This is a genomic window from Pseudomonas fluorescens (assembly GCF_902497775.2).
In the GTDB taxonomy this organism is placed as follows: Bacteria; Pseudomonadota; Gammaproteobacteria; order Pseudomonadales; family Pseudomonadaceae; genus Aquipseudomonas; species Aquipseudomonas putida_F.
The window spans coordinates 3,452,015-3,471,608 of sequence record NZ_OZ024668.1; the positions used below are offsets into that span (position 1 = coordinate 3,452,015).

The 19,594-nt window shown below is 61.5% G+C and carries 18 protein-coding genes; 6 read left to right on the forward strand and 12 right to left on the reverse strand.

Features of this window, described 5'->3' with window-relative positions; genetic code table 11:
• Position 1 precedes the first annotated feature (1 nt).
• Genes F8N82_RS15835 through F8N82_RS15845 form a run of 3 tightly spaced genes read left to right on the forward strand, consistent with a single transcriptional unit; the run spans position 2 to position 3,708 of the window.
• A complete protein-coding gene (locus tag F8N82_RS15835) occupies positions 2-1,075 on the forward strand; it encodes a microcin C ABC transporter permease YejB (RefSeq protein WP_038996162.1) in 1,074 nt (357 codons plus the stop codon).
• Between the two features lies 1 nt (position 1,076).
• Positions 1,077-2,096 carry an ABC transporter permease gene (locus tag F8N82_RS15840; protein WP_038996163.1) on the forward strand — a complete coding sequence of 340 codons (1,020 nt, stop codon included), beginning with the start codon at positions 1,077-1,079 and terminating at the stop codon, positions 2,094-2,096.
• 1 nt (position 2,097) lies between these two features.
• On the forward strand, positions 2,098-3,708 hold the full coding sequence (locus tag F8N82_RS15845; protein WP_038996164.1) for an ABC transporter ATP-binding protein: 1,611 nt from the start codon (positions 2,098-2,100) through the stop codon (positions 3,706-3,708).
• A 110-nt stretch (positions 3,709-3,818) separates the two neighbouring features.
• On the opposite strand, the gene F8N82_RS15850 is transcribed toward F8N82_RS15845, so the two are convergent.
• From F8N82_RS15850 to F8N82_RS15880, 7 genes are all read right to left on the reverse strand, one after another.
• On the reverse strand, positions 3,819-5,690 hold the full coding sequence (locus F8N82_RS15850; RefSeq protein ID WP_038996165.1) for a SurA N-terminal domain-containing protein: 1,872 nt from the start codon (positions 5,688-5,690) through the stop codon (positions 3,819-3,821).
• Between the two features lie 198 nt (positions 5,691-5,888).
• Positions 5,889-6,161, reverse strand: a complete 273-nt coding sequence (locus F8N82_RS15855; RefSeq protein WP_010224366.1) for an HU family DNA-binding protein — start codon at positions 6,159-6,161, stop codon at positions 5,889-5,891.
• 148 nt (positions 6,162-6,309) lie between these two features.
• A complete protein-coding gene (gene lon, locus F8N82_RS15860) occupies positions 6,310-8,706 on the reverse strand; it encodes an endopeptidase La (protein ID WP_038996166.1) in 2,397 nt (798 codons plus the stop codon).
• Between the two features lie 151 nt (positions 8,707-8,857).
• Positions 8,858-10,141 (reverse strand): ATP-dependent Clp protease ATP-binding subunit ClpX, encoded by a 1,284-nt coding sequence (clpX, locus tag F8N82_RS15865; RefSeq protein ID WP_010224368.1) that lies wholly within the window; start codon positions 10,139-10,141, stop codon positions 8,858-8,860.
• Between the two features lie 108 nt (positions 10,142-10,249).
• Positions 10,250-10,891, reverse strand: a complete 642-nt coding sequence (gene clpP / locus F8N82_RS15870) for an ATP-dependent Clp endopeptidase proteolytic subunit ClpP (RefSeq protein ID WP_010224369.1) — start codon at positions 10,889-10,891, stop codon at positions 10,250-10,252.
• Positions 10,892-10,982: 91 nt separating this feature from the next.
• Positions 10,983-12,296, reverse strand: a complete 1,314-nt coding sequence (tig, locus tag F8N82_RS15875) for a trigger factor (RefSeq protein WP_038996167.1) — start codon at positions 12,294-12,296, stop codon at positions 10,983-10,985.
• Positions 12,297-12,574: 278 nt separating this feature from the next.
• Positions 12,575-12,865, reverse strand: coding sequence for a DUF6388 family protein (locus tag F8N82_RS15880; RefSeq protein ID WP_038993858.1), 291 nt, complete (start codon positions 12,863-12,865; stop codon positions 12,575-12,577).
• A 260-nt stretch (positions 12,866-13,125) separates the two neighbouring features.
• Between F8N82_RS15880 and F8N82_RS15885 the strand changes: the two genes are divergently transcribed.
• From F8N82_RS15885 to F8N82_RS15895, 3 genes are all read left to right on the forward strand, one after another.
• Positions 13,126-13,542: a hypothetical protein gene (locus tag F8N82_RS15885; protein WP_052251391.1), complete on the forward strand. Its 417-nt coding sequence runs from the start codon at positions 13,126-13,128 to the stop codon at positions 13,540-13,542.
• Between the two features lie 69 nt (positions 13,543-13,611).
• Positions 13,612-14,127 carry a sigma-70 family RNA polymerase sigma factor gene (locus F8N82_RS15890; protein ID WP_038993859.1) on the forward strand — a complete coding sequence of 172 codons (516 nt, stop codon included), beginning with the start codon at positions 13,612-13,614 and terminating at the stop codon, positions 14,125-14,127.
• Complete coding sequence (locus F8N82_RS15895; protein ID WP_038993860.1) at positions 14,124-15,083, forward strand: FecR domain-containing protein; 960 nt, start codon at positions 14,124-14,126, stop codon at positions 15,081-15,083. The genes F8N82_RS15890 and F8N82_RS15895 overlap by 4 nt, the downstream gene beginning before the upstream one ends.
• Before the next feature lie 7 nt (positions 15,084-15,090).
• Here F8N82_RS15895 and F8N82_RS15900 read toward each other — a convergent pair whose 3' ends face one another.
• From F8N82_RS15900 to F8N82_RS15920, 5 genes are read right to left on the reverse strand one after another with little or no spacing between them, the layout of a single operon-like run.
• Positions 15,091-15,858 (reverse strand): ATP-binding cassette domain-containing protein, encoded by a 768-nt coding sequence (locus tag F8N82_RS15900; protein ID WP_038993861.1) that lies wholly within the window; start codon positions 15,856-15,858, stop codon positions 15,091-15,093.
• Position 15,859: 1 nt separating this feature from the next.
• On the reverse strand, positions 15,860-16,870 hold the full coding sequence (locus F8N82_RS15905) for a FecCD family ABC transporter permease (protein ID WP_038993862.1): 1,011 nt from the start codon (positions 16,868-16,870) through the stop codon (positions 15,860-15,862).
• Entirely contained in the window at positions 16,867-17,697 is an 831-nt protein-coding gene (locus tag F8N82_RS15910) for a heme/hemin ABC transporter substrate-binding protein (protein WP_038993863.1), read from the reverse strand. The genes F8N82_RS15905 and F8N82_RS15910 overlap by 4 nt, the downstream gene beginning before the upstream one ends.
• Positions 17,694-18,638, reverse strand: coding sequence for a ChuX/HutX family heme-like substrate-binding protein (locus F8N82_RS15915; protein ID WP_038996168.1), 945 nt, complete (start codon positions 18,636-18,638; stop codon positions 17,694-17,696). The genes F8N82_RS15910 and F8N82_RS15915 overlap by 4 nt, the downstream gene beginning before the upstream one ends.
• A gap of 26 nt (positions 18,639-18,664) precedes the next feature.
• Positions 18,665-19,585, reverse strand: coding sequence for a ChaN family lipoprotein (locus F8N82_RS15920; RefSeq protein ID WP_052251546.1), 921 nt, complete (start codon positions 19,583-19,585; stop codon positions 18,665-18,667).
• Positions 19,586-19,594: the final 9 nt, after the last annotated feature.

Below are 19,594 nucleotides of genomic sequence, written 5' to 3' on the forward strand. Positions count from 1 at the left end.
CATGCTGGCCTACATCTTTCGCCGTTTGCTGCTGATCATTCCGACCTTGCTGGGCATCCTGATCATCAACTTCCTCATCATCCAGGCCGCCCCCGGCGGCCCGGTGGAACAGATGATCGCCAAGCTCGAAGGCTTCGAAGGCGCCACCAGCCGCATTGCCGGTGGCGGCGCCGAAGTGTCGGTGGCCGGCTCCAACTACCGCGGCGCCCAGGGCCTGGACCCAGCCCTGATCAAGGAAATCGAGCAGATGTACGGCTTCGACAAGTCGGCGCCGGAACGCTTGTGGATCATGATCAAGAACTACGCCCAGCTGGATTTTGGCGACAGTTTCTTTCGTGATGCCAAGGTCATCGACCTGATCGTCGAGAAGATGCCGGTGTCGATCTCCCTCGGGCTGTGGAGCACGCTGATCATGTACCTGGTGTCGATCCCCCTGGGCATCGCCAAGGCTACCCGCCACGGCAGCCACTTCGACGTCTGGACCAGCTCGGCGATCATCATCGGCTATGCCATTCCCGCGTTCCTGTTCGCCATCCTGCTGATCGTGCTGTTCGCCGGCGGCAGCTACCTGGACTGGTTCCCGCTGCGCGGCCTGACCTCGAACAACTTCGACGAGTTGAGCACCGCCGGCAAGCTGCTCGACTACTTCTGGCACCTGGTACTGCCGGTCACCGCCCTGGTGATCGGCAACTTCGCGACCATGACCCTGCTGACCAAGAACAGCTTCCTCGACGAGATCAACAAGCAATATGTGGTCACCGCCAAGGCCAAGGGCCTGAGCCCCAACCGCGTGCTCTACGGCCACGTGTTCCGCAACGCCATGCTGCTGGTGATCGCCGGCTTTCCTTCGGCGTTCATCGGCATTTTCTTCACCGGCTCCTTGCTGATCGAGGTGATCTTCTCCCTCGACGGCCTGGGCCTGATGAGTTTCGAAGCAGCGATCAACCGCGACTACCCGGTGGTGTTCGGCACCCTGTTCATCTTCACCCTGCTCGGGCTGGTGGTGAAGCTGATCGGCGACCTGACCTACACCCTGGTCGACCCACGTATCGACTTCGACAGCCGGGAGCACTGAGATGAACCTGTCACCTCTGAATCGCCGGCGCTTCGAGCGCTTCAAGGCCAACCGCCGCGGCTGGTGGTCGTTGTGGCTGTTCCTGATCCTGTTCGGCCTGAGCCTTGGCGCCGAACTGGTCGCCAACGACAAGCCGCTGGCGGTGCGCTACGACGGCGAATGGTATTTCCCCGCGCTCAAGCGCTACCCGGAAACCACCTTCGGCGGCGAATTCCCACTGGAAGCCAACTACAAGAGCCCGTACATCCGCGAGCTGCTCGCCGCCAAGGACAGCTTCGTGCTGTGGGCACCGATCCCGTTCAGCTACCAGAGCATCAACTACGACCTCAAGGTCCCCGCGCCTGCCCCGCCGTCGGCGCAGAACTGGCTGGGCACCGATGACCAGGGCCGCGACGTGCTGGCGCGGGTCATCTATGGTTTCCGTATCTCGGTGCTGTTTGCCCTGACCCTGACCATCCTCAGCTCGATCATCGGCGTGATCGCCGGCGCCCTGCAGGGCTTCTACGGCGGCTGGGTGGACCTGGCCGGGCAGCGCTTTCTGGAAATCTGGTCGGGATTGCCGGTGCTGTACCTGCTGATCATCCTCGCCAGCTTCGTGCAACCGAACTTCTGGTGGCTGCTGGGGATCATGTTGCTGTTCTCGTGGATGAGCCTGGTGGACGTGGTGCGCGCCGAGTTCCTGCGCGGACGCAACCTTGAATACGTGCGCGCGGCGCGGGCGCTGGGGATGCAGAACGGCGCGATCATGTACCGGCACATCCTGCCCAACGCGATGATCTCGACCATGACCTTCATGCCGTTCATTCTCACCGGCGCCATCGGCACTTTGACCGCCCTGGACTTCCTCGGCTTCGGCCTGCCGCCCGGCGCGCCATCGCTGGGCGAGCTGGTGGCCCAGGGCAAGTCCAACCTGCAAGCGCCCTGGCTGGGCATGAGCGCCTTTGCCGTGCTGGCGCTGATGCTCAGCCTGCTGGTGTTCATCGGCGAGTCCGCCCGCGATGCCTTCGACCCGAGGAAATGAGATGAGCAAGGAAACCTTGATCGAAGTCCGCGACCTGGCCGTCGAGTTCGTCACCGGCGATCAATGCCAGCGGGTGGTTGAAGGTGTCAGCTTCGACATCCGCCGCGGCGAAACCCTGGCCCTGGTCGGCGAAAGCGGCTCGGGCAAGTCGGTGACCGCGCATTCGATCCTGCGCCTGCTGCCCTACCCGCTGGCCCGGCACCCGTCCGGGAGCATCCTGTTCGAGGGGCACGACCTGCTGACCCTCGACGAGAAACAGATGCGGCGCATCCGCGGCAACCGCGTGGCGATGATCTTCCAGGAGCCGATGACCTCGCTCAACCCGCTGCACAATATCGAAAAGCAGATCAACGAGATCCTTCTGCTGCACAAGGGCCTGCGCGGCAAGGCGGCCACTGAGCGCACCCTGGAGCTGCTGGCGATGGTCGGCATACCCGAGCCACACAAACGCCTCAAAGCCCTGCCACACGAGCTCTCAGGCGGTCAGAGGCAGCGTGTGATGATTGCCATGGCCCTGGCCAACGAGCCGGACCTGCTGATCGCCGACGAACCAACCACGGCGCTGGACGTCACCGTACAACTGAAAATCCTCGAACTGCTGAAATCCTTGCAGGCGCGCCTGGGCATGGCCCTGCTGCTGATCAGTCACGACCTCAACCTGGTCAAGCGTATTGCCCACCGGGTCTGCGTGATGCAAAAGGGCCAGATCGTCGAGCAGGCCGACTGCGAAACACTGTTTAGCGCGCCCCAGCACCCCTACACGCAAATGCTCCTGGGCGCCGAACCCAGCGGCGGCCCCGCCGGCAACCCGCCTGGCGCGCCAATGCTTCAGGTCGAAGACCTGCGCGTCTGGTTCCCGATCAAGAAAGGCTTGCTGCGGCGCACCGTCGATTACGTCAAGGCGGTGGACGGCATCAACTTCGACCTGCCCCAGGGCCAGACCCTGGGCATCGTCGGTGAAAGCGGTTCAGGCAAGTCGACTCTGGGCCTGGCGATCCTGCGCCTGCTCGGCAGCCAGGGCAGCATCCGTTTTCAGGGCACGGCCCTGGAGAACCTGACCCAGCAGCAGGTCCGACCGCTGCGTCGGCAGATGCAGGTGGTCTTCCAGGATCCGTTCGGCAGCCTCAGCCCGCGCATGTGCGTCAGCGATATCGTCGGCGAAGGCCTGCGCATCCACCGCATGGGCAGCGCCGCCGAGCAGGAGCAGGCGATCATCGCTGCCCTGCAGGAGGTCGGGCTCGATCCGCAGGCCCGGCATCGTTACCCGCACGAGTTCTCCGGCGGTCAACGCCAGCGCATCGCCATAGCCCGGGCCTTGGTACTCAAACCGGCGCTGATCCTGCTCGATGAGCCGACCTCGGCACTGGACCGTACCGTGCAGCGCCAGGTGGTGGAGCTGCTGCGTTCGCTGCAGAGCAAGTACAACCTCACCTACCTGTTCATCAGCCACGACCTGGCGGTAGTCAAGGCGCTCAGCCACCAGTTGATGGTGGTCAAGCAAGGCCAGGTAGTGGAGCAAGGGGTGGCGGCGGATATCTTTGCCGCTCCGCAGCATCCGTATACCCGGCAGTTGCTGGAGGCGGCGTTTCTGGCGCCAGCAGTCGCTCAGTAGCCTCTTCGCGGGGCAAGCCCGCTCCTACAAACCGGTGGGAGCGGGCTTGCCCCGCGATGAAAACAAAAAAGGCCGCATCTGCGGCCTTTTTTGTTTCAAGCTTCAAGCACTCAGTAGCGAGTGATATCCGCCTTGGCTTCCAACAGCTTGCGGTACGCCGCAAAGTCCTGCTGACCGGCGCGCGAAGCAAGGAAGCGGCGATAGGTCGCTTTCTCTTCTTCCGTGGCCGCAGTGCCTTCGTTGACGCCGTTCAGGCGCAGCACCACCAGGCTACCATCGGCCAGGGTGACGCTGGCGTACACCGGTTTGTCCTTGGCTTCAGGCTTGCTCATGCGGAACAGTGCCTGCAGTTCGACCGGATCGATACCTTCCTGGCTGCGCGACACCGCTTCGTGGACCTTCCAGGCCTGACCGTCCTGGCTCGCCGCCAGGGCAATCTTGCCATCACGCAGACCGGCGATCAGGGCATCGGCCTTGGTCTTCAGGGCAGCAGTCGCCTGCTCTTTGGCCAGGTGCTTGCGGATGCTCTCGGAGACGACTTCAAGGCCCAGTTGCTCAGGCTTGCGGTGTTCCTTGACACGCAGTACCACGATGGTTTCCGGATCCAGCTCGATCGCCGTGCTGTTGGAACCTTCTTCCAGCACTTCGGTGCTGAACGCGGCCTGGATCACGGCGCGGTTGGCAGTGATGCCTTCGCCGCCTTCACGACCGAACGCTGGCGAGGTGTGCACCTTCAGACCCAGTTCCTGAGCCGGCTGGGCCAGGTCGGAGGCTTCGAATGCCGAGTCTTCCAGTTGCTTGGTCACTTCGACGAAGCGCTGTTCGACCTGCTGGGTCTTGAGCTCGCGGGTCAGCTTGTCTTTCAGGCTGTCGAAGCTTGGCACTTCAGGCGCCTGCACATCGAGCAACTTGATCAGATGGAAACCGTACTCGGTACGCACCGGCCCCGAGACCTGGTCCTTGTTCAGCGTATACAGCGCATCTTCGAAGGCCGGATCATAGACGCCCTGCCCGGCAAAGCCGAGGTCACCGCCGTTGTTGGCCGAGCCCGGGTCCTGGGAGAATTCCTTGGCCAGGGTGGCAAAATCTTCGCCTTTGGCCAGACGTGCCTGGATCTCTTCGATCTTGGCCTTGGCCTGACCCTCGTTCACCTTGTCGTTGATTTCGATAAGGATGTGCGCGGCGTGACGTTGCTCGGCGAGGTTGGCGATTTCTTTCTCGTACAGCGCCTTGAGCTCGTCCTGGTTGACTTCAACCTGATCGAAGAACGCGGATTTCTTCAGCTCGATGTAGTCGATGACGACCTGATCGGGGCTCATGAACTCCTTGGCGTGTTCGTCGTAGTGCGCCTTGATCTGCTCGTCGGTGACCTTGACTGCGGCCGGGTCGGCCTTGAAGGTCAGCGAGGCGAAATCACGGGTCTGTTTTTCCAGGCGAGCGAAAGCGTTGACCTGGTCATCGGTGACAAAACCGCTGCCGGCAAGGCCGGTGCGCAGTTGGCCGATGAGCATTTCCTGGGCCAGCATTTCGCGGAATTGCAGACGGCCGTAGCCCATCTGGCGAATGACCTGGTCAAAGCGCTCGGCGCTGAACTTGCCATCTTCCTGGAACTCAGGCGTTTGCAGGATCAGTTGGTCGAGGGCCGCCTCGGAAAAAGAGAACTTGGCGTCTTCGGCACCCTGGAGCAGCAACTTGCGATCGATCAGGCCCTTGAGCGCCGCTTCACGCAGCATTTGCTCGTTGAGCATGGCCGGATCGAAATCCTTGCCCAGCTGTTGCATCAGCTGCCGACGTTGCATGTCGACGGCCTGGCTCAGCTCGTTCTGGCTGATCTTGTCGCCGTTGACCTTGGCAGCGTCCTGGCTGCTGGTGGTGGCCTGGAAGATGGCATCGAAGCCGGTCAGTGCCATCAAGGCTACGATGACACCGATGATGGTCTTGGCAATCCAACCTTGTGAATTGTCCCTGATATTCTGCAGCATGCGTCCCCCAGAAACGGTTGTACTGAATGAACCAACCGTGGAGCGTGGGTAGAGTCCTGATAGAAGAAAGGCGCATCCGAGGATGCGCCTTCTCGTAACTGGCCGAGCGCCGGGAACCTGGTATCAGGCCTCCCGGCGCTCGGCAGCCGGGCCAGGCGTGAGCCTGGCTCGGTTAGGCGTGAGCCTGAAGGAAGCGACTTAGTTGACGGCTTCTTTCAGTGCCTTGCCAGCCTTGAAGCCAGGCTTCTTGGCGGCAGGGATTTCCAGGGTCTTACCGGTTTGCGGGTTGCGGCCGGTGCGAGCTGGACGGTCGGTGACGGAGAAGGTACCGAAACCTACCAGTACCACGGAGTCACCTGCCTTCAGGGCGCCGGTGACGGATTCGATTACTGCGTCCAGCGCTTTGCCAGCGCTAGCTTTCGAAATATCAGCAGATGCGGCGATAGCGTCAATCAGTTCCGACTTGTTCACTCTAAGTCCCCTTATATCTCTATTGAGTTTGTTTCTAAGTATGTAATGAAAAGCTAAACGAGCGCTGGGTGGCCTGTTGACACTTAAGTGCCGCTTTATAACAAGGGCCTGAAAATACTGTCAAGAAAGCCCCCCAGCCAAATACGTACTAATGTGTGCTGATTCTTTCCTTGGAATCGCTGTCGCGCTTTTCATCCTTGGCGACAATCTCCGGAGCCACATCGGGCAAGGGCTCCGGGGCGTATTGCAGCGCAATTTGGAGGACTTCGTCAATCCATTTGACCGGTTTAATCTGCAGATCCTGCTTAATATTCTCAGGAATTTCCTTCAGATCACGCACATTCTCTTCCGGAATGATCACCGTCTTGATTCCACCACGGTGCGCAGCCAGCAGTTTTTCCTTCAAACCGCCAATCGCCAGCACCTGACCACGCAAGGTAATCTCGCCAGTCATTGCTACATCGGCACGTACCGGAATCTGGGTCAGGGCCGAGACCAGGGCGGTGCACATACCGATACCGGCACTTGGACCATCCTTGGGCGTGGCGCCTTCGGGCATGTGGATGTGGGTGTCGCGCTTCTCGTGGAAGTCGGCAGGAATCCCCAGGCTGCGGGCCCGGCTGCGCACCACGGTTTGCGCGGCCGTGATGGACTCGACCATCACGTCACCGAGCGAGCCGGTCTTGATCAGTTGGCCCTTGCCCGGAATCACCGCCGCTTCGATGGTCAGCAGCTCGCCGCCCACCTGGGTCCAGGCCAGGCCCGTGACCTGCCCAACCTGATCCTGCTGCTCGGCCAGACCGTAGCGGTACTTGCGCACCCCAAGGTAGTGCTCGAGCTGCTCGCCAGTGACCTTCACCGCGACCTGCTTGAGGCCGGAGTGCTCCTTGACCACCTTGCGGCAGATCTTCGCGATCTGGCGCTCCAGACCCCGCACACCGGCTTCGCGGGTATAGTAGCGGATGATGTCGCGGATCGCCGTGACGTCGATCTCCAGCTCGCCCTTCTTCAGGCCGTTGGCCTTGATCTGCTTGGGCGACAGGTACTTGACCGCGATGTTGATCTTCTCGTCTTCGGTGTAACCTGGCAGACGGATGACTTCCATCCGGTCCAGCAACGCTGGCGGGATGTTCATCGAGTTGGAGGTGCAGAGGAACATCACGTCCGAGAGGTCGTAGTCGACCTCCAGGTAGTGATCGTTGAAGTTGTGGTTCTGCTCGGGGTCGAGCACTTCCAGCAGCGCCGAGGCCGGATCGCCACGCATGTCGCTGCCCATCTTGTCGATTTCGTCGAGCAGGAACAGCGGGTTGCGTACACCAACCTTGGTCATTTTCTGAATCAGACGACCGGGCATGGAACCGATGTAGGTACGGCGGTGGCCGCGAATCTCGGCTTCGTCACGCACGCCACCCAAGGCCATGCGCACGAACTTGCGGTTGGTCGCACTGGCGATCGACTCGGCCAGGGAGGTCTTGCCCACCCCAGGCGGTCCTACCAGGCACAGCACCGGGCCACGGATCTTTTTCACCCGCTTTTGCACGGCGAGGTACTCAAGGATGCGTTCCTTGACCTCCTCCAGGCCGTAGTGGTCGGCGTCGAGGATTTCCTCGGCCTTGGCCAGGTCCAGGCGCACCTTGCTCTGCGCCTTCCACGGCACCTGCACCAGCCAGTCGAGGTACGAGCGCACCACGGTGGCTTCGGCCGACATTGGCGACATTTGCTTGAGCTTGTTCAGCTCGGCCTGGGCCTTGGCGTAGGCATCCTTTGGCAGGCCGGCGGCGTCGAGACGCTTTTTCAGCTCTTCGACTTCGTTGTGACCTTCTTCGCTGTCGCCGAGCTCTTTCTGAATGGCCTTCATCTGCTCATTCAGGTAGTACTCGCGCTGACTGCGCTCCATCTGTTTCTTGACCCGGCCACGAATACGCTTCTCGACCTGCAGTAGGTCAATTTCCGCATCGAGCAGCGCCAGCACGTGTTCGACACGGGCCGACAGATCGAGAATTTCGAGGATTTCCTGCTTCTGCTCGATCTTCAGCGCCATGTGCGCTGCCATGGTGTCGACCAGACGCCCAGGTTCGTCGATGCTGTTGAGCGACGAAAGGACTTCAGCCGGGACTTTCTTGCCCAGCTGAACATATTGTTCAAATTGTGACAGCAAGCTGCGGACGAAGACTTCCGACTCGCGCTCGGCGGCCTGGGATTCGTCAATCAGCGAAACTTCGGCACGAATGTGCCCGTCGACTTCGTTGAAACGCTCGACCGCGCCACGCTGCTCGCCTTCGACCAGCACCTTGACGGTGCCATCGGGCAGTTTCAGCAGTTGCAGGACGGTGGCAATGGTACCGACGCGGTACAGGGCGTCTTCGCCTGGATCGTCGTCAGCGGGGTTCTTCTGGGCCAGCAGGAGGATCTGCTTCTCGCCCGTCATCGCGGCCTCAAGGGCCTCGATGGACTTCTCGCGCCCCACGAACAGTGGGATGACCATGTGCGGATAGACGACGACATCGCGCAATGGCAGGAGAGGCAAGTCGAGGGTGGTCTTCATGATTTCGCCTCTACAGCGGCCTTATGGCCGGAAACCGATGGAATTTGAGCGTGGAGTTAATGTGGGGGCAGGCCCGCAAAAAAACAAGCTCTGCGACAGGAAAAGCAAAGGGGCCCGAAGGCCCCTTGCTTGAATCGAGCCGCGTGGCGACTCAGACGTCGGGTGCAGCCTTGGCTTGCGGCTCGCTGTTCTCGTAGATCAACAGCGGCTGCGAGGAGCCATCGATGACGCTCTCGTCGATCACCACCTTGCTGACATCCTTCTGCGAAGGAATCTCGTACATGGTGTCGAGCAGGATGCCTTCGAGGATCGAACGCAGGCCACGGGCCCCGGTCTTGCGCTCCAGGGCCTTGCGGGCCACGGACTTGAGTGCATCGCTACGGAACTCCAGGTCCACGCCTTCCATCTCGAACAGCTTGGCGTACTGCTTGGTCAGGGCGTTCTTCGGCTCGGTCAGAATCTGCATCAGCGCAGCTTCGTCCAACTCGTCGAGAGTCGCCAGAACTGGTAGACGACCGACGAATTCCGGGATCAGACCGAACTTGACCAGATCGTCAGGCTCGACTTCACGCAGCGACTCGCCAACCTTCTTGCCTTCCTGCTTGCTGCGTACTTCGGCACCAAAGCCGATGCCGCCGCGAGTGGAGCGTGCCTGGATGACCTTTTCGAGGCCCGAGAACGCACCGCCACAGATAAACAGGATGTTACGCGTATCGACCTGCAGGAATTCCTGCTGCGGGTGCTTGCGGCCACCTTGCGGCGGTACCGAAGCGACCGTGCCTTCGATCAGCTTGAGCAGCGCCTGCTGCACGCCCTCGCCCGAAACGTCACGGGTGATGGACGGGTTGTCCGACTTGCGCGAGATCTTGTCGATTTCGTCGATGTAGACAATGCCCATCTGGGCCTTTTCCACGTCGTAGTCGCACTTTTGCAGCAGCTTTTGAATGATGTTCTCGACGTCTTCACCCACGTAACCGGCTTCGGTCAGGGTGGTGGCATCGGCGATGGTGAACGGTACATTCAACAGACGTGCGAGGGTTTCGGCGAGCAGGGTCTTACCCGAGCCCGTCGGACCGATCAGCAGGATGTTACTCTTGCCGAGCTCGACATCGTCGTTCTTCTTGTCGCGTTGATTCAGGCGCTTGTAGTGGTTGTATACCGCTACCGCCAGTACCTTTTTCGCACGCTCCTGACCAATGACGTACTGGTCCAGGATGGTGCTGATTTCTTTCGGCGAAGGCAGTTTATGCGCGCTGCTTTCGGCCTGGGCTTCCTGCACCTCCTCACGGATGATGTCATTGCACAGGTCGACGCACTCGTCGCAGATAAATACCGAGGGGCCGGCAATCAACTTGCGCACTTCGTGCTGGCTTTTGCCGCAGAAGGAGCAATAGAGCAATTTGCCGTTGTCCTCGCCGTTACGGGTGTCAGTCATTCGATCGATCCAATCCGGTAGGCTTGCAACACAAGATGAAGGCAATTGCGGGCTTTTTCAAGTCCGCAGGTAGGCGCAATGCGCGCCCGCCTGCTCTGGCACCCGGATTCAGGAGGCCAGTTGCCGCTTGTCGTAGACCGAGTCGATCAGGCCGTATTCGGCTGCGCGCTCGGCGCTCATGAAATTGTCGCGTTCAGTGTCACGCTTGATGGTCTCGAGGTCCTGACCTGTGTGGTAGGCCAGCAGCTCGTTCAGACGCGACTTGATGGAAAGGATTTCCTTGGCGTGGATCTCGATATCCGTCGCCTGACCCTGGAAACCGCCCAGTGGCTGGTGAATCATCACCCGCGAGTTCGGCAGGCAGTGACGCTTGCCCTTGGCACCCGCAGCCAGCAGGAAGGCGCCCATGCTGCAGGCCTGGCCGATGCAGATGGTCGAGACGTCCGGCTTGATGAACTGCATGGTGTCGTAGATCGACATGCCGGCAGTCACCGAACCGCCCGGCGAGTTGATGTAGAGATGGATATCCTTGTCCGGGTTTTCCGCTTCAAGGAACAGCATCTGCGCCGCTACCAGGTTGGCCATGTAGTCCTCTACCGGGCCGACCAGGAAGATCACTCGTTCCTTCAGAAGGCGCGAGTAGATGTCATAGGCGCGTTCGCCACGAGCGGATTGCTCGATAACCATCGGGACCAGGCCGCCTGCGGCCTGGATGTCAGAGCTCTGCTGATAATAAGAATTGCGGGACATGTCCTGCACTCACTCCCAAATAGTCATGTCTTGAATACGCACAAGCCAGCTCGAAGGCTGGCTTGTGGTGTTTTCCTACGAAGCAGGCGAATTACTCAGCGTCGGCAGGGGCCTGGGCTGGTTTTACGGCTTCTTCGTACGAGACCGATTTGTCGGTCACAGTCGCTTTCTGCAGAACAGTATCCACAACTTGTTCTTCCAGCACAACCGAACGGACTTCGTTCAGTTGCTGGTCGTTCTTGTAGTACCAAGCCACGACCTGCTCAGGCTCCTGGTAGGCCGAGGCCATTTCCTGGATCATTTCGCGAACACGGTCTTCGTCCGGCTTCAGTTCGTTCTGCTTGACCACTTCGGCGACGATCAGGCCCAGCACCACGCGGCGCTTGGCTTGCTCTTCGAACAGTTCGGCCGGCAGTTGCTCAGGCTTGATGTTGCCACCGAACTGCTGAACGGCTTGAACGCGCAGGCGGTTCACTTCGTTTTCCAGCAGGGCTTTCGGCACTTCGATCGGGTTGGCAGCCAGCAGGCCGTCCATTACCTGGTTCTTGACCTTGGTCTTGATCGCCTGACGCAGTTCACGCTCCATGTTCTTGCGAACTTCGGTGCGGAAACCTTCCAGGGTTGCTTCCTTGATGCCGAACTGGGCGAAGAATTCTTCGGTCAGCTCAGGCAGCTTTGGCTCTGCAACGCTGTTGACGGTAACGGTGAACTCGGCGGTTTTGCCAGCCAGGTCCAGGTTCTGATAGTCCTCAGGGAAGGTCAGGTTCAGAACGCGCTCTTCACCGGCCTTGGCGCCAACCAGGCCTTCTTCGAAGCCAGGGATCATGCGGCCGGAACCCAGTACCAGCTGGGTACCCTTGGCCGAACCGCCGGCGAACACTTCACCGTCGACCTTGCCGACGAAATCGATGTTCAGCTGGTCTTCGTTCTGGGCTGCGCGGTCGGCGGCTTCGAAACGAACGTTCTGCTTGCGCAGCACTTCCAGCATGTTGTCCAGGTCGGCGTCAGCCACTTCGGCGCTCAGGCGCTCGACGGCGATCGAGTCGAAACCGGCAACGGTGAACTCAGGGAATACTTCGAAAATGGCGACGTATTCCAGGTCCTTGCCCTTTTCGAACGATTTTGGCTCGACGGCAGGGGCGCCAGCCGGGTTCAGCTTCTGCTCGACCACGGCTTCGTAGAAGGAAGCCTGTACCAGGTCGCCGAAGGCTTCCTGACGGGCGGCGTCTTCGTAGCGCTGACGGATCACGCTCATCGGCACTTTGCCAGGACGGAAGCCTGGGACCTTGGCGCGACGGGCAGTCTGTTGCAGACGCTTGTTGACTTCGGTCTCGACGCGCTCGGCCGGAACGGCGATGGTCATGCGGCGCTCGAGAGCAGAAGTATTTTCAACAGAAACTTGCATGGATATTCCTCGTTGCACAGACGTTAGCCGGCGATACCCGACTCCAGAATCAAGGGCAAGCATTCTAGTGGCTCAAAGACCAGAAGTCACCCCGTTCAGGACGACGGGAAAGTACGCCGGTCCATTTAATTCATAGACCCCGGCAAAAACCCTGCCCAAGGCCCCTCAACACACGCAGGCCCTGGCCTGGACGCCACAGGTGAAGCCGTGACGCTCCAGTCTTGGCCTGCAGAATATCTTGTCAAAACACTACAAATCCGAATCGCGGCGTTGCGGCTCTATTCGATGTCGTTGAACGCACAATACTCTTCCCATGCCATCCCCAACGCCTCGGCAGCTTCGCGATGCACCTCCAGGCGCATGGCCGCAAGCTCCTCGGGGGACTCGGCGATCAGTTGCAAGGTCAGCTCCCAGGGCTCGATCCCCTGTTCCTGCGCGGCATCCTCAAAGGCCCACTGGACCTGCTGAGCCTGCTCGTGCTCGCTGAGCCCGGCGATCTCATCGCGCATCTGCGGGTTGGCATCGACATAGCGCTGCAGGGCAATAGCCTGACGTTCTGGTGAAATCATGGTGTTTTTCCTTTTCGCGACCGCCCCGGCCACGGTTTCAACCGGCTGAAATTTATCAGCTTTTAGTTAATTGTCACCAGGGCGTAAAAAGATGCGTGAATAATCTCCTCCAGTTGTCGGAAAATTCAGGAACAAAAGGGGCAGGTGATTGTCTAGGAAGCGCTCGCCCACTAAGCTAGCAACGTGCCATGTCGGTAATACGTTTCATTATCGACTGACACCTCCTGCAAAATCACAGCGCCAAATGCAAGGAAGTACCCGTGCTGACCAAACTTATCTCCGGCAGCTGCCTGGCACTCTGCAGCTTCGCCGCCAGCGCAACAGTACTGCAAACCTCCTTCGACCCCGATGCCCGCTACTCGATCGTCAGCGTTTCCGGAGATGCCTCCCAGCGCACTGTGATCACCCAGCGTATCGGCATCAGCGGCACCAGTTACAGTGCTCGCCAGTACGATTGCACAGCTCGAACCGTACGCTTCCTAGGCTCGGGAACTTCGCTGGAGGATCTTCAACACGCCGAAGCCGACCGCGAGCCCACCCCTATCTTCAAGGGCTCGTTGGCCAGAGCCATTAGCCAGGCAGCCTGCGACGAAGGCGTGCAACCAGGCGCTACGGCAGATGGGCACGGCGGCATATCCGCCAGCAACCAGCCTGTGACCAACAACACTCATCAATAACGATTATCATTTGATAATTGTTCTCGTTATACTGCGCGCCCGTTCCGCTTCACGCCGGCCACGCACCCGATGGACACCCGCCCCGCTACACCGCAGCTCGATACGTACCTGAGCACCCTGTACAACGACCATCACCTTTGGCTGCACCGATGGCTACGCAAGCGTATCGGCTGCCCGGAGCACGCCGCCGACATCGCCCAGGACACCTTCCTGAGCATCCTTAGCTCCAAGGACCTGTTCAGGATCCGCGAGCCCCGCTCGTTCCTCTCGACCGTGGCGCGGCGGCTGATGGCCAATGTCTATCGCCGGCGCCTGGTTGAGCAGGCGTATCTGGAAGCGTTGGCCAGCCTGCCCGAAGCAGTGGAGCCTTCCCCCGAAGTCCGTGTGCTGGCACTCGAAGCCCTGACCTTGCTCGATCGCATGCTCGACGCCCTGCCGGGCAAGGTCCGCGAAGCCTTCCTGCTGTCGCACCTGCAAGGCCTGAAGATTGCCGAGATCGCCCAGCGCCTGCAGGTCAGCACGCGTTCGGTGAAGCTCTACCTGGTACGGGCCAACCAACATTGTTTTTTTGCAGAGCTGTCATGAGCCCCTCCCCCTTCAACCCGCGCACCACCCGCGAAGCCGCGCAGTGGCTCACCGAAACCATGGAGGGCGCGCTCAGCCCCGAGCAACAGCAAGCACTGGAGCATTGGCGCGCCGCCCATCCGGACAACGAGCGCGCCTGGCTGCACATTGAAGCCCTGCGCCGGCGCATGGCGGGCCTTGAACCCCACGCCGGCTACAAGAGCCTGTCGCAGGGCAACCCGGGCAGCAGTCGCCGACAAGCGCTCAAGGCCCTCGCCGTGCTCGGCCTGTTCGGCTGCGCCGGGCAACTGGCCTATCGCAATTTCTGGCAGCCGAACCGGGAGTTGAGCTACAGCAATGGCGCCAGCGCGCCGCAGCACATCAGCCTGGAAGATGGCAGCCAGTTGACCCTCGATGCAAACACCGAGATCACCGTACTGTTCGATAACCGGCAGCGGCGCGTGCAGTTGCATGCCGGACGCCTGCTGATCAGCAGCGGCCACCCGCCGAACGCCGTTGAACGCCCGTTGAGTGTCTACACCGCACAAGGCCTGGTGCGTGCACTGGGAACCCGTTTTTGCGTCGAACTGCAAGCGGGAATGACCCAGGTCGACCTGTTCGAAGGCGCGGTCGAGGTGCAGGCGCAGCAGTCGCCTGGCAACACCCTGCGCCTGGCCCCGGGGCAACGCACCCGTTTTACCCCGACACGCATCGAACCGGCCAGCGGCAACCTGGCTGAGCCGGCCTGGAGCAAGGGCTTGCTAGTGGCCGACAACATGCGCCTGGACGCCTTCGTGGGCCAGCTCAGCCGTTACCGGCCAGGCTTGCTGCGCTGCAGCGATGAAATCGCTGCGCTGCGCATCTCCGGTGTTTATCCGCTGGCTGATACCGATGCGGTACTCGACGCCCTGCCCCTCTCATTGCCCGTGCGGGTGCAGCGCCGTTCGCGCTACTGGGTCACGTTGAGCCCGCGCTAGAGGCCTGTCACGGCGCCAGTTCGATGTTCACTTTATGCTGCTCGTCCGCCGTTACCCGCACCTGCGCACCGAACACTTGCGCAATGCGCTGCGCGCTGAGCACCTGGGCTGGCGCACCACTGGCGCAGAGCCGGCCATTCTCCAGGAGCCACAGGCGATCGCAATAGCGTGCCGCCAGGTTCAGATCATGGAGCACACATACCACCGCAATGCGCGGTGAACTGGCCAGGGTGCGCAATACCCGCATGAGGTTTTGTTGCTGGCCGATGTCCAGGGCGCTGGTAGGTTCATCCAGTAGCAGCAGGCAGCCCTGACCATCGTTCCAAGCGTCAGTCAGCGGGCTGACGGCCAACTGGTTCATGGCCCGGGCAATGGTCACCCGCTGCAATTCACCGCCGGACAAGGACAACACCCCGCGACCGAGCAGATGGCGAATATCCAGGGCGTCGACAATGCCCGGGCAAGGCTCGCCGGGATGCTGCTGACCGAGGCGAATGAACTCATTGACCCGCCAATCAAAGGCACTGTCCATCTGTTGAGTGACCAGCGCCCGCCTGCGCGCCAGTTGTGCGGGCACGTACCCAGACAGTTCACGGCCAAGCAAGTCGATGCGGCCGCCTCCCGGCTGCAGGTAACCGGAGATCAGCGAGAGCAGCGTGCTTTTGCCCGCGCCATTGGGACCGATCAGCCCGAGCAACTCGCCGGGCTTGATCTGTTCATTGATGGGCGCCAGGGCAAAGGGCCGCTCCAGGCTGACATTGATCAGTTCAAGCATGTCAAAACTCCCGCACCTTGCGACCGAGCAACAACCAGAGAAAGTACGGCCCGCCAATAATGCTGGTGACCAGGCCGACGGGAATTTCTGCCGGGCTGGTGAGGCTGCGCGCCAGGGTGTCGGCAACCAGCAACAGGATCGCGCCGCAGAGCATCGACGCCGGAATCAGCAAACGGTGACCAGGGCCGAAATACAGGCGCAGGCAATGCGGCACCAGCAGGCCGATAAAGCCGATGATGCCGCTCAAGGCCACGCACAGGCCCACGCCCAGCGACGAGGCCAGCACCACGCGGTTTTTCAGGCGATCGCCATCCAGCCCGGCGGCGTGCGCTGACACCTCGCCCAACTGGAACAGGTCCAGATCACCCGCGCAGCGCGCCAGCACCCACAAGGTCAAGGGCAAGACCAGGCAGGCCAGCGTCAGGGTCGACCACTCGGCGCTGCTCAGGCTGCCCATGCCCCACAGGCTCAGCTGGCGCAACTGCTCTTCGCTGGCAACAAAGGTGAGAATGCCGCCCAGGGCCCCCGTCAGGGTGTTGATCACCAGTCCCGCCAACAGCAAGGTGATGGTCGACTCGCGCCCTTTGTACCCCCGGCCGATACGAAAAATCACCAGGGTCACCAGCAACGCCCCGAGAAAACCTGCGAAAAACTGCCCATACAGTTCCAGCCCGGCGAAGCGGCCGTTGAACAGTACTATCCAGACCGACACCGCCAGCCCCGCTCCACTGGCCTGCCCCAAAAGGGTGGGGTCGGCCAGCGGATTGCGAAACAGGCCCTGCATCGCTGTGCCACCCACCGCCAGGGTCGACCCCACCAGCACTGCCAGCAGCAGGCGCGGCAGGCGCACCTCGCTCCATACCTGCCACTCCAGCGCAGTGGGCAGATCGCCAAACAGGATCCGCGGCGACAAGCCGATACTGCCGATCAGCGAACACACCACCAGCAGGGTGCACAGCGCGGCCAGCATGAGCATCAAGGTCGGCAACGAGACACTTCCCGCGCCTTTCATGGAAATAGCGCTCCCGCATCCTGGCGCAACTGCAGCATGGCCTGCACCGTGCGCGGCCCGAGGTTCAGCAGCGCCTGGTCATCGACCTGCACCAGGCGCCGATGCTGTCCGGCCGGGGTATGCAGCAGACCGCCCAGTTTCCACAGGTTGTCTTCCCCACCCAATGCCGCCAGCCCAGCCGTGCTGACAATCACGAAATCCGGCGCCAGCGACACCATGGCTTCGGCCGCGACTTGTTTATAGGCGTTGAAGGTCGCGCAGTTTTCGATCCCCGCCTGTTCCAGCGCCGCCTGAGCCTCGGTGCCGCGCCCCATGATCAGCGGCGTCATGCCCGCGTAATTGAAAATGAACAAGGCCTTCGGCCCTTTCAGCACTGGCGTTTTTGCCAGCTGCCCTGCCAGCTGGCGCTGTTCGGCGAGCAACGCTTGCGCCTGCGCCTGACGGTCCATGGCCGCCGCGACCTGCTCGATTTTTGCCGGGATATCGCCGACGCCCTTGCCCCGGGCAATACTCACCACCTCAAGCCCCAGGCCGCTCAACTGGCGCAGCACGATGCCCGGGCGGGCGGCATCGCTGATCAGCAACCGCTGCGGCTTGAGGGCCAGCACGCCCTCTGCCGAGAGCTGGCGCAGGTAACCCACCGACGGCAGGCTGGCGATCGCTTGCGGGTAGCGACTGGAGTCATCGCGCCCCACCAGGCGCGACGTGCCACCCAGTCGATCGACAATTTCCGCCAGGTCGTTGCCGATCACCAGGGTGTCGGCCGGTTCGGCCTGGGCGGTCATGACCGCGCACGCCGTCAACACGCCAAAGAGCAAACCCTTCATCGCACCGCCTCCAGGGCATCCAGCCATTCACGCCAGGCCAGCTGCTCAGGCTGCCCGGCCGGGCGACGGGCGAAAACCTGGACGATCAGGCGCTGCTCGGCGTCAAAAAACTCAAGACTGGTGACGCCGCCTACCTGGTTAGGCTTGTAAACGCGCCAGATTTGCGCATCCGGCGCATCGGCGATGCTGAAGCAGGTCGGCGCCGCCTGCTCACTGGCGGGCATATCAAACAGCAGCTCCGCGCCTGCCTCGCTCATGCCCGTCAACCGCCCGGTGAAGATCTGTACACTGCCGGCGCTGTAAACGAACAGCATCAATTCCAGGGCACTGGCGGCCAACCGCCGGAATACCTCGACCGGGCTGGACTGCGCCAGTTGCCGGGCAAATTTGGGGGCCACCAGGGCGTTGCCTTCGTAACGGGTCAGGCCGTGGCGCTTGAGCAGGGCAAAATGCTCATGGACATTTGCCATCGCCGCCCACTCATCAACCAGGCCGGGCACCTGGACCACGCGCTTGGCGAAGGCTTCGCGCGGGATGAATTGCGACGGCCTGGCCACACACTGGCTGTACAGCGCTGCCCAGCCCGCTGACGAAGACTGCGGCAGTGACGTCAGGCGCAGCAACGTCTGAGCGTGTCGGTCGAGCACATTCAGGCTGTAAGCATTACGCATAACATCATGTTGCAAGCACACCCGGAACCAGGCGCGCAGATTCAAGCGCAGGTCCAGGCCATCTTCGCCAATCACCAGCCCCGCTTCGCTGATATCGTCAGACTGCGGGTAGTACCCGACCTGCTCGATCCAGGCATGGCTGGCCGGGGTCACAGTGCGCACCGGGCCGAGGGCATGCAATTGCGCAGCGACGTCCACCGCCGGCAGATCAAGACACAGGCAATCGCTACCAAAACGCTCGTTGAGTTCGACAGCAGTCAATTGAGTCACGGTAAATTCCTTGTAGTGAAGGGGGTTCAATGGGCGGGCTGGTCGCAACCGTCAGCGGCGGCAACCAGGGCGGCACCCTCGGCATCTTCAGCCGGCAACATCCAGACGTAGTCGGCATCACGGGTGGTCAGGCGATGATCCTGCTCACCGATCACCAGCACTTTCAGCCCCGGATCGCTCGCGCCTTGCGCCAGGTATTGCGGGGCGCCAAGGCTTTTCAGCGTGTGCAGGACCCCGGCGAACAGCAAGCCGGGGGCTTTGGCGTTATCGAGTACCTGCGCCATGCGCTGGTCGCGGGCGTGCTGGATCGCGAGCATGGCGTTCATGCGCGAAGCATCGATCTGCCCGCAGTGCATTTCGCTGATGTGCTGGCGCTGGCGTGCGGCAATGGCCGGCGACGGAAACAGGTCATCCGGGTTTTGTACCGGTGCCGCCGTCAGGCGCTTGCGCTCAGCGCCCGACAGGTTGCCGGCCAGCAGCGACGTCGGCGCCGGCATCAGTGCCTCCATCAGGGGGGCGTACTGCTCCCAGCTCCAGCGCGGGTCCCAATGGATGATCTGTTGCAGGCGCTGGCTGCGCACCTGGTTGCCCTGGCCCAGCCAGGCCTGGACTTCGCTAACCGGGCGCTGCTGGTCGCTGTCGAGCATCTCCAGAACGACTGCGCCCTGGGGTCGGCGCTCGGCCAGATGGGTGGCCAGCCATTGTTCGATCAGGTGATGGGCGAAGTTGTCATGCACTTCACCAACCATCACCGTTCGCGCCGGCGCCAGCTCATCGAGCAGCTGGGTCGGTGAGATCTGCCTGCCACTGCCCAGCTCGATGATTGCGCCCCATTCACCAATGCGCGATTCGACCCGGGTATAGGCACGGTCGGCCACCGGCGCATTGACACTGGCGCAACCAACGAGCAGCGCCAGCCCTGCCCCTATAAAGGAAGACTTGAACATGTTGGGTCC

Excerpts from the sequence above, each read along its gene's own strand:
- F8N82_RS15835 (WP_038996162.1), top strand. The coding sequence starts at position 2 with ATGCTGGCCTACATCTTTCGCCGTTTGCTGCTGATCATTCCGACCTTG.
- F8N82_RS15840 (WP_038996163.1), top strand. The coding sequence starts at position 1,077 with ATGAACCTGTCACCTCTGAATCGCCGGCGCTTCGAGCGCTTCAAGGCC.
- F8N82_RS15845 (WP_038996164.1), top strand. The coding sequence starts at position 2,098 with ATGAGCAAGGAAACCTTGATCGAAGTCCGCGACCTGGCCGTCGAGTTC.
- F8N82_RS15850 (WP_038996165.1), bottom strand. The coding sequence starts at position 5,690 with ATGCTGCAGAATATCAGGGACAATTCACAAGGTTGGATTGCCAAGACC.
- lon (WP_038996166.1), bottom strand. The coding sequence starts at position 8,706 with ATGAAGACCACCCTCGACTTGCCTCTCCTGCCATTGCGCGATGTCGTC.
- clpX (WP_010224368.1), bottom strand. The coding sequence starts at position 10,141 with ATGACTGACACCCGTAACGGCGAGGACAACGGCAAATTGCTCTATTGC.
- clpP (WP_010224369.1), bottom strand. The coding sequence starts at position 10,891 with ATGTCCCGCAATTCTTATTATCAGCAGAGCTCTGACATCCAGGCCGCA.
- tig (WP_038996167.1), bottom strand. The coding sequence starts at position 12,296 with ATGCAAGTTTCTGTTGAAAATACTTCTGCTCTCGAGCGCCGCATGACC.
- F8N82_RS15880 (WP_038993858.1), bottom strand. The coding sequence starts at position 12,865 with ATGATTTCACCAGAACGTCAGGCTATTGCCCTGCAGCGCTATGTCGAT.
- F8N82_RS15890 (WP_038993859.1), top strand. The coding sequence starts at position 13,612 with ATGGACACCCGCCCCGCTACACCGCAGCTCGATACGTACCTGAGCACC.
- F8N82_RS15895 (WP_038993860.1), top strand. The coding sequence starts at position 14,124 with ATGAGCCCCTCCCCCTTCAACCCGCGCACCACCCGCGAAGCCGCGCAG.
- F8N82_RS15900 (WP_038993861.1), bottom strand. The coding sequence starts at position 15,858 with ATGCTTGAACTGATCAATGTCAGCCTGGAGCGGCCCTTTGCCCTGGCG.
- F8N82_RS15905 (WP_038993862.1), bottom strand. The coding sequence starts at position 16,870 with ATGAAAGGCGCGGGAAGTGTCTCGTTGCCGACCTTGATGCTCATGCTG.
- F8N82_RS15910 (WP_038993863.1), bottom strand. The coding sequence starts at position 17,697 with ATGAAGGGTTTGCTCTTTGGCGTGTTGACGGCGTGCGCGGTCATGACC.
- F8N82_RS15920 (WP_052251546.1), bottom strand. The coding sequence starts at position 19,585 with ATGTTCAAGTCTTCCTTTATAGGGGCAGGGCTGGCGCTGCTCGTTGGT.